Consider the following 8,143-nt stretch of genomic DNA (forward strand, 5'->3'; position numbering starts at 1 on the left):
TACCGAACCGAACCACCCCTGGATCGCTCGGCTGGACGATCTCGGCGCGTGATGTCGTACGGCTCGCGGTGACCTTGCCCGAGATCGCGTCGGGAACGACGCGATCTCGGGCAAGGTCATCACGTTCAGCCGTGCACCGCGGGCGCTTGGCCCTGACGTCGCGCCACCACGCGGTGCACACCCTCGAGCGCGGCGACGCCAGCGAGCGCGCAGGCAGCCGCGATCGCCATCCTCGACAGGTTCGTCGGGTCGAGCGAGAACCAGCGACGGGTGAACGGCAGCAGGAACATCGGGACGTAGGCGAGGAAGCACGCCGTCACGAGCGCGAGACGCAGGCGGTCGAGCGGACGCGCGACGATGACGAGCACCCACCAGCTGCACGCGATGAGCGTCGTGAGCGTCGCCGTCGCGATCTGGGTGTGCCCGGCGCCGAACCCTGCGTCGGTGACGGCGTCCGCACCGCCGCCCTGGCCGTGGCGCACGAGCAGGTAGCACGCGAGCGTGACGGCGGCGATGACGAGCCCCGACGGAATCGCGAACCGCATGACGCGCGGCACGAATCCGCTGCGCGCTCGTTCGCTGTTGGGCAGCAGTGACAGCACGAACGAAGGAACGCCGATCGTGAACCAGGCGGCGATCGTCAGGTGGATCGGCTCGAACGGGTACGCGAGCGAGGGCGTGTGGAACAGGTGCGCCCCGAGCCCGAGCAGGCCGATGACGAGGGCGAGCGTCACCGCGTAGATCGTCTTCGTGAGGAACAGGTGAGCGACGCGTTCGATGTTGCCGATGACGCGGCGGCCCTCGGCGACGACGTGCGGCAGCGTCGCGAACTTGTTGTCGAGCAGGACGATCTGGGCGACGGCGCGTGTCGCGTCGCTGCCGGAGCCCATGGCGACGCCGACGTCCGCGTCCTTGAGGGCGAGGACGTCGTTGACGCCGTCACCGGTCATCGCGACGATGTGGTCGCGGCTGTGCAGCGCCCGCACCATCGCGCGCTTGCCGTCGGGCTTGACGCGCCCGAACACGACGCCCTTGTCGAGCGCGTCGGCGAGTTCGGCTGTGTCCGTGGGCAACTTGCGTGCGTCGAGCGCCTGGTCGGCCTCGCCGAGGCCGAGGGATTCGGCGACGGCGCCGACGCTGCGCGCGTTGTCGCCGGAGATGACCTTCACCTCGACGCCCTGGTCGTGGAAGTACTCGAGCGTCTTCGCGGCGTCGGGGCGCACCTTCTGCGCGAGCACGACGAGGGCGCGCGGCGTCAGCTCGCCGGGCGCGCCGTCGGCGTCGACGCGCGTCTCCGCCTCGGCGAGCAGCAGCACGCGAGCGCCGCTCGCGCCGACCTCCGTTGCGCGCTCACCGTCGGCGCTGTCGGGGTCGAGCAGGATGTCGGCGGCGCCCATGACCCAGTTGCCGTGCCCGGCGAACGAGACGCCCGACCACTTCGTCGCGGAACTGAACGGCGCCCGCGCCTCGACGCCCCAACCCGGCGCATCGCCGAACGCGTCCTTGACGGCGAGCATCGTCGCGTTCGGGTGCTCGTCGGCGTGCGCGAGGGCGGCGAGTGCCTCCTTCGCACTGCCCTCGTCGGTGTCACCGAGCGGTTCGACGCGTTCGAGCGTCATACCCGGCTCCGTAAGGGTGCCCGTCTTGTCGGCGCAGACGACATCGACGCGCGCGAGGCCCTCGATCGCTGGCAGCTCGTTGACGAGGCACTGACGGCGCCCGAGGCGGATGACGCCGACGGCGAACGCGACGGACGTCAGCAGCACGAGGCCCTCGGGCACCATCGGGGTCAGTGCGGCCACCATGCCGAGGACGGCCTGCTTCCAGTCGTCGCGCGCGAGCAGCAGCTGGTTGACGATCGTGATGAGGCCGGCGGGGATGAGCAGGTAGGTGATGACCTTGAGGATGCTGTCGATGCCGCTGCGCAGTTCGGAGCGCACGAGCGTGAATTCGCCGGCGTCGGCCGTGAGCTTGGCGGCGTACGAATCTCCGCCGACGGCGGTGGCGCGCATCAGCCCCGAGCCCGCGACGACGAAGCTGCCGGAGCGCAGGTCGTCGTCGCTGCGCTTGTCGATCGGGTCTGATTCGCCCGTCAGCAGTGACTCGTCGACGTCGAGGTGGTCGGCGCGCACGACGACACCGTCGACGGCGATCTGCGAACCGGACGACAGCTCGACGATGTCACCGGTGACGATGTCCGTCGTCGGGATCTTCTTCGCCTCGCCGTCGCGCCGTACCGTCACCTCGGCCGTGTTGACGATGCTGAGCTGCTTCAGCGTGTGACGGGCGCGCAGCTCCTGCGCGATGCCGACGATGCTGTTGATGACGATGGCGAGCCCGAACAGCGCGTTGCGCAGCGAGCCCGTCGCGACGACGAGGGCCACGAGGATCGCGAAGATCGCGTTGATGCGTGTGAACAGGTTCGCTCGAACGATCTGCCACGTCGAGCGCATGCTGTCGTCAGGGGCGTGGTTGACCTCCCCACGACGCGTCAGTTCCTCCACCTCGGCCGTGCTCAGGCCCGCCTCGTGCTGTTCCCGCTCTCCCATCGACCCATTGTCTCGTGACGGCCTCCCCCGCGTGGCGCGAGGGCCGGGCCGAGACTCAGGGTGGCGGGTCACTCACAGGTAGGCGGGCAGCCGCGCGCCTACCCGTGAGTACCCGCCATCATGGGCTGCGATCAGATCTTCGACGCGCGATACCCCGCCTTGATCGCGGCAGCCGGCGTCGAGAAGCACATCTCGGGTTGCGTCTTGGCGTAGAAGCGCTGGCCGGGCCTGTGGAAGATGTGGCTCGACGCATTGCCCTTGATCGGCGCCCAACTGGGGCAGTTGACGCTGCCCTTCGGCATGACGATGGCGCTGCCGCGCGATGGCGCGGGGGCCGTGACCTTGACGTAGACACGCGTCGATGTCGAGGCCTTGTTCGTCGACGTCGCCTTGAGCTGAACACTCCAGTATCCGCTCGCCTGCGGGGCCATCGACGTCGCGAAGTTGCCGCGCGCATCGGCCTTCAGCGTGCGCTGCGCGGTGTTCGGGGCAGAACCGTCAGCGTCGAAGAACACGACGACAGACGCACCCGGCGTCGCCGTCCAGGTCTTCGCCAGCTTCTGCGCCTGGCCCTTGAGCGTGATGCTCGAGCCCTTCTTGACCGTCGTCGGTGTCACGGCAAGGTTCGCGACGCGCGTCGTGACGGTCGCCGCGGCCAGGGCGGGCGTGGCGGTGAAGGCGGTGGCGGCGGCGAGCGTCGTCGCGCCGGCCAGGGCGAGGGCACGGTTCATCTGGGCGTTTCCTTCGAGGTGGGAGGGGTGACGGCGGTCGGCACGTCACCCGCCGATCCTAGAGGTCATTGCGCTTTCAAGTTCTTGCTTTGCCCGAATCTCGCCGCTGGGCCGCCTGCCTCGTCGAACGGGGGCTGATTTCGTGGACACTGGCGACGGGCCACGTCGTCTGCCGGTCAGCGCCCCATGTAGGTGCTGAGCCACGCGAACGCATCGGGCATGACGCGCTGGTACGTGCCGAAGTTGTGGCCGCCGCCGTCGACGACCTCGAACTTCGTCGTGAGGGGTGCCCGCGCAATCGCCATGAACGCGCGGGTGTTCTCGATGCCCTCGTCACCACCTTCGGCCTGGCCCATCGTCGCGAAGATCGCGCTGTGGGGAATCGGCAGGTGCTGGCGTCGCCACGTCAGGTCGTTCTCCTGTCGCAGCTTCTCCTGCCCACCGAACAACGAACCCGTCATCTCGTCCTCGTGCGGGCTGAAGTATCCGGACAGGCTTGCGGCGGCCGAGAACTGCTCGGCATACATCAGCGCGAGTTTCGCCGCACTGCAAGCAGGTCGACCTCTCTCTCAAACCCCATCGTTGTCGGCACGTTCTGAGACGATCCGTTCGAGAGCGGTTTCGAGAGCCAACACCCGCGTCGTGAGGTCGGCGGCAGGCGCTCGGGGTGGGCCTCTCGAGACCGATCATGGCGGAGAGTCGTGGCGCTGAACTTCTTGCCGGGTGCGAAGGTCACGGACCTGCGGGAGCTGGAGTCGAAGCGGACGTGCATCAAGGGCTCCGCGACGCGTACCGCTGAGGACATCGAGACGAGCCAGTCGTTCAACATGAGCGAGGTCAAGGCGATCGCCTCGGACAACCCCCTCATCCTGGAGAAAGCCCAGGCCGACCAAGACCTGTCGGTCCTGGAGAGCCTGGCGACCGCGCACCGGCGATCACAGACCCAGACCCGTCAGGCGGTTGACGCGGCGAATACCGCGATCAGTAGCTATTCGCGACGCATCCCGGCGCTGAATGACGCGATCGTGGACCGTACCGAGACGAAGGGTGACGCGTTCCGCGCCACCGTCGCGGGCCAGGTCTTCACCGAGCGCGTCGAAGCTGCCAACGCCATCCGTGAGCACCTCGGCGCAGCCGCGTCACGCGCCCGCGTCACGCGAGAACCTGTCACGCTCGAGGCCCTGGTGACGCTGGGCGGGCACCGGTTCGACGTGGTCGTCGACTCCAGCCTGGGTGTCACGAAGGCGAACCTCCAGATGCAGGCAGCCCCCGACGACGTCTTCGTGCGTGACGACGCGTTCGCGCTCATGGGACTACCCGGGTCGCACGGCGTCGTCACCAAGATGGAAAACGCTCTCGCCGGCATGGAAGGAGCACTGACGAGGGCGGAGCAGCGACTCGACGCAGCACAGCGCGACAAGGTGACGGCCGAGGCGAACCTTGGGCAGCCCTTCGCCCGTGAAGCCGAACTGCAGGCCGTGCGTCACAAGGTCGCCGAACTCGAGCGAGTGATGCGCGGCCAGGACTCGGACGAAGAGCAGGGAGAACCGCAAGAAGAGGTCACCACACCGGTCGCCCCGCAGGCTCAGGCCACCGAGACCGCGGCGGCGACCAGGGGCCATCAGGATGAGGATGAATCGGCGCTGTGGGAGCAGGCGTGGGATGAGTGGGAGACCGACTCAGCTTCGCCGTCCCCGCCTCGCACCCAGCAGCAGATCAACGCCGAGGGTAGCCCGAGAGTGCGTGATGCGCTGGCAGCGCGCCATCAGCGCCACAGCGACTACGGCGACTCTCCTTCCGGACTCTCTCACCAGGGTCCTCAGATGAGCTAGCAGGACGACGGGGGTGGTGAGTCCAATGGACTCACCACCCCCGCTCCGTGGGCGCCCGGAGTGACACCCTCGCTCACACCCCCTTGGTGAGCGGCTTCCCGCCTGCGCAGGACGTCGCGACCTGCCTGATAAGCCGTTGTCGGCGCCACGTGCCACGATGGAACGATGGCTGGCGGGATGAATCGCAAGGACGGGCACGTCGCACCGATCGGGGTACGCGCCGGCATCCCCGAAGACCCCGACGACCGCCCGTGGGAGCTTCCTCGTGGGGTCGCACCGCGTGATGGGCACGTCGAGTTGTATGTCGACGGCGAGTGGGTGCAAGCCCTGCTCATCGAGCAACGTGTCGAAGGTTCACTATGGCACTGCCGCGTCGTGTGGGCAGAGCGCGGCGTCGAGACGCGGGTACGTAACAAGTGGGTTATCCCCGCGCGCATACGGCCGCGCACGGGTCCCACCCCGAGCCCGCAACAACGCGACGAAGCTCCACACCCCCCAACCCCATAGATTCCCCGGAATTCCGGGGTTGTCGGTGTGCACGACTAGGTTCTCACCAAGGAAGGAGGCACCCCATGACCACTCGTGAAATCTTGCGCGCATACCGCGTCCCCCTGGACCCGACCGACGCACAGACCGCAGCACTGGCCTCTCATGCGGGCGCCTCCCGCGCCGCTTTCAACTGGGCCCTCGGCGCCAAGGTGCACGCCCACCGCATGTGGAGCGCGTGCGTCGCCGATCTGACCTACACCCGCTACGGCCACCTCGACGCAGATCAGGCCCTCGCCGCCGCGAAGAAAGACGCCTCGCGCTACTACCGCATCCCCACATCCCAAACCAACGAGAAGGCGTTCGACCGCGACCCGGACTACGCCTGGCGCACCGAGGTCAACCGCCGCAGCTGGGTCTCGGGGATGCGCCAAGCCGACACGGCGTGGCAGAACTGGCTCGACTCCCTGACAGGTCGACGCGCCGGGCGGCGCGTCGGCTACCCCCGCTTCAAGTCCAAGGGGCGCTGCCGCGACAGCTTCACCCTGGCCCACGACGTGAAGCGTCCCAGCATCCGCCCGGACGGCTACCGCCGACTGACGCTGCCGAAGAAGATCTCCGTCACCGGCTCCATCCGGCTCAAGGGCAACATCCGCCACCTCGCCCGGCGTATCCGTCGCGGCGTCGCACGCATCCAGTCAGCCACGATCTCCCGCGCGGGCAACGGCTGGTCAGTGAGCATCCTCGCGCTGGAAACACTCGACATCCCCGACCACCCCACCCCGCGCCAGCGAGCCGCAGGCGCGGTCGGGGTCGACGTGGGTGTGCACCACCTGATGGCTTTCAGCGACGCCACCATCATCGACAACCCGCGCCACCTGCGGGCGGCGCAGAAGCGGCTCACCCGCGCCCAGCGCGCCCTGTCGCGCAGCAAGTGGCGCCTACCCAACGGCGACCTCATCGACGCCCCCAAGCGTGGCCAACGTGTCACACCCACGACGGGCCGCATCAAGGCTCGAGCCCGTCTCGCGCGAGAGCACGCCGCCGTCGCCCAGCACCGCGCGAGCACCCTGCACGCCATCACCAAGCAGCTCGCGACCTCGCACGCCGTCGTCGCGGTCGAAGACCTCAACGTCGCCGGCATGACGCGCAGCGCACGAGGCACCATCGACAAGCCTGGCCGCAACGTCGCCGCGAAAGCGGGCCTCAACCGTTCCATCCTCGACGCGAGCTTCGCCGAGATGCGGCGACAACTCACCTACAAGACTTCGTGGTACCGATCGCGGCTCCTGCCCTCAGGGCGCTTCGTTCCCACGAGCAGGACGTGTTCGACGTGCGGGGCAGAGAAAGCCAATCTGCCCCTGTCGGAACGCGTGTACCACTGCGAGAACTGCGCCACGGTGCTTGACCGTGACGTCAACGCGGCGAAGAACGTCCTTCGCACCGCTCTCGCATCCCACGACGCCCCCGGCATGGAGGAGTCGCAAAACGCCCGTGGAGTGCGTATCGAGACATCTGTCGCGCTGCGTTCTGCGAAGCGGGAAGACCCACCGCGAGGTGGGCCACCCCGGCCGAGTAATCGCGTCCGGTCATCTCCCCCCGACGGGAAAGCGAAAGTGAAGGCAAACGCTTCTCCCACCAACTAAAAAGCGCGGAAACACAGCACCCCGCAAGGGTCGGCCCCGCGCACGCGGAGATGAGCCCATGCACCTTCACATCGACGACGGCCCCTGGTCGTCGGCCCCGCGCACGCGGAGATGAGCCCCCACGGGATCAACGCCATGAGCGCGAGTCCACGTCGGCCCCACGCACGCGGAGATGAGCCCCGGGGTCACCGCCCGCTGTGGCTGGGGTGATCGTCGGCCCCGCGCACGGGGAGATGAGCCCGCCGGCACCGAGTTCGGCATCCTCATCGTCAAGTCGGCCCCGCGCACGCGGAGATGAGCCCTGACCCGCAACACGCTGATGAAGTGGGCGAAAGTCGGCCCCGCGCACGCGGAGATGAGCCCGGTTCGTGTGGCCACGGGTTCACCCTCCGCAGATCGGCCCCATACACGCAGAGACGAGCCCGAACTCGGTTGAGGTGACGCGCCATGCGGCGTGTCGGCCCCGTGCACTCGGAGATAAGCCCCGGCTCGCTGCCACACGTCCACGTCATCATCAGTTGGCTCCACGCACGCGGAGTGCAAAACGCATCATCTGGAGACGGTTTTGGCGCCCTGAGTTTGGCCAAGGGTTTTGCACACCTCTGAGAGACGCTGGGGTTCGCATCTGAGCACCCTGCTGCTCGGTGTGCAGAGATGAAGCGTCCCGGGTGTGATGCCGCTTCCTTTCGAGTTCGAGAGGATGTTGTTCATGCCGAAGAAGTTCGATCCCGAGGTGAAGGACCGCGCGGTGCGGATGGTCCTGGACCGCGTCGAGGAAGCCGGGTCCGTCACCAAGGCCGTCGCGTTGGTGTCACCGAAGGTCGACGTGGGCCGTGAAACCTTGCGCCGCTGGGTCTCGCAACACCGCGTCGACGCCGGCCTGAAGGACGGGCCGACCA

The 8,143-nt window shown here is 68.1% G+C and carries 6 protein-coding genes and 1 CRISPR repeat array; of the genes, 3 read left to right on the forward strand and 3 right to left on the reverse strand.

Annotated features, from left to right (window positions below; translation table 11 throughout):
• Positions 1-125: 125 nt before the first annotated feature.
• The 3 genes from J4Z35_RS13500 to J4Z35_RS13510 form a co-directional block, all read right to left on the reverse strand.
• The gene (locus tag J4Z35_RS13500; protein ID WP_074041283.1) at positions 126-2,549 is read right to left on the reverse strand and encodes an HAD-IC family P-type ATPase; all 2,424 of its coding nucleotides are present in this window, start codon (positions 2,547-2,549) and stop codon (positions 126-128) included.
• 131 nt (positions 2,550-2,680) lie between these two features.
• Positions 2,681-3,280, reverse strand: a complete 600-nt coding sequence (locus J4Z35_RS13505) for a hypothetical protein (protein WP_074041284.1) — start codon at positions 3,278-3,280, stop codon at positions 2,681-2,683.
• Between the two features lie 176 nt (positions 3,281-3,456).
• Positions 3,457-3,807: a hypothetical protein gene (locus J4Z35_RS13510; protein WP_074041285.1), complete on the reverse strand. Its 351-nt coding sequence runs from the start codon at positions 3,805-3,807 to the stop codon at positions 3,457-3,459.
• A 174-nt stretch (positions 3,808-3,981) separates the two neighbouring features.
• Between J4Z35_RS13510 and J4Z35_RS13515 the strand changes: the two genes are divergently transcribed.
• The 3 genes from J4Z35_RS13515 to J4Z35_RS13525 all read left to right on the forward strand — a co-directional run.
• The gene (locus J4Z35_RS13515; RefSeq protein WP_131941944.1) at positions 3,982-5,112 is read left to right on the forward strand and encodes a hypothetical protein; all 1,131 of its coding nucleotides are present in this window, start codon (positions 3,982-3,984) and stop codon (positions 5,110-5,112) included.
• A 572-nt stretch (positions 5,113-5,684) separates the two neighbouring features.
• Complete coding sequence (locus J4Z35_RS13520; protein ID WP_131941946.1) at positions 5,685-7,244, forward strand: RNA-guided endonuclease TnpB family protein; 1,560 nt, start codon at positions 5,685-5,687, stop codon at positions 7,242-7,244.
• A 29-nt stretch (positions 7,245-7,273) separates the two neighbouring features.
• Positions 7,274-7,729: a CRISPR direct-repeat array (repeat unit 19 nt; unit sequence CGCACGCGGAGATGAGCCC).
• A 224-nt stretch (positions 7,730-7,953) separates the two neighbouring features.
• On the forward strand, positions 7,954-8,143 hold a 190-nt coding region (locus tag J4Z35_RS13525; RefSeq protein WP_243755102.1), incomplete at its 3' end, for a transposase.

This window comes from Dermacoccus sp. NHGro5 (assembly GCF_017565385.1).
Classification (GTDB): Bacteria; Actinomycetota; Actinomycetes; order Actinomycetales; family Dermatophilaceae; genus Dermacoccus; species Dermacoccus nishinomiyaensis.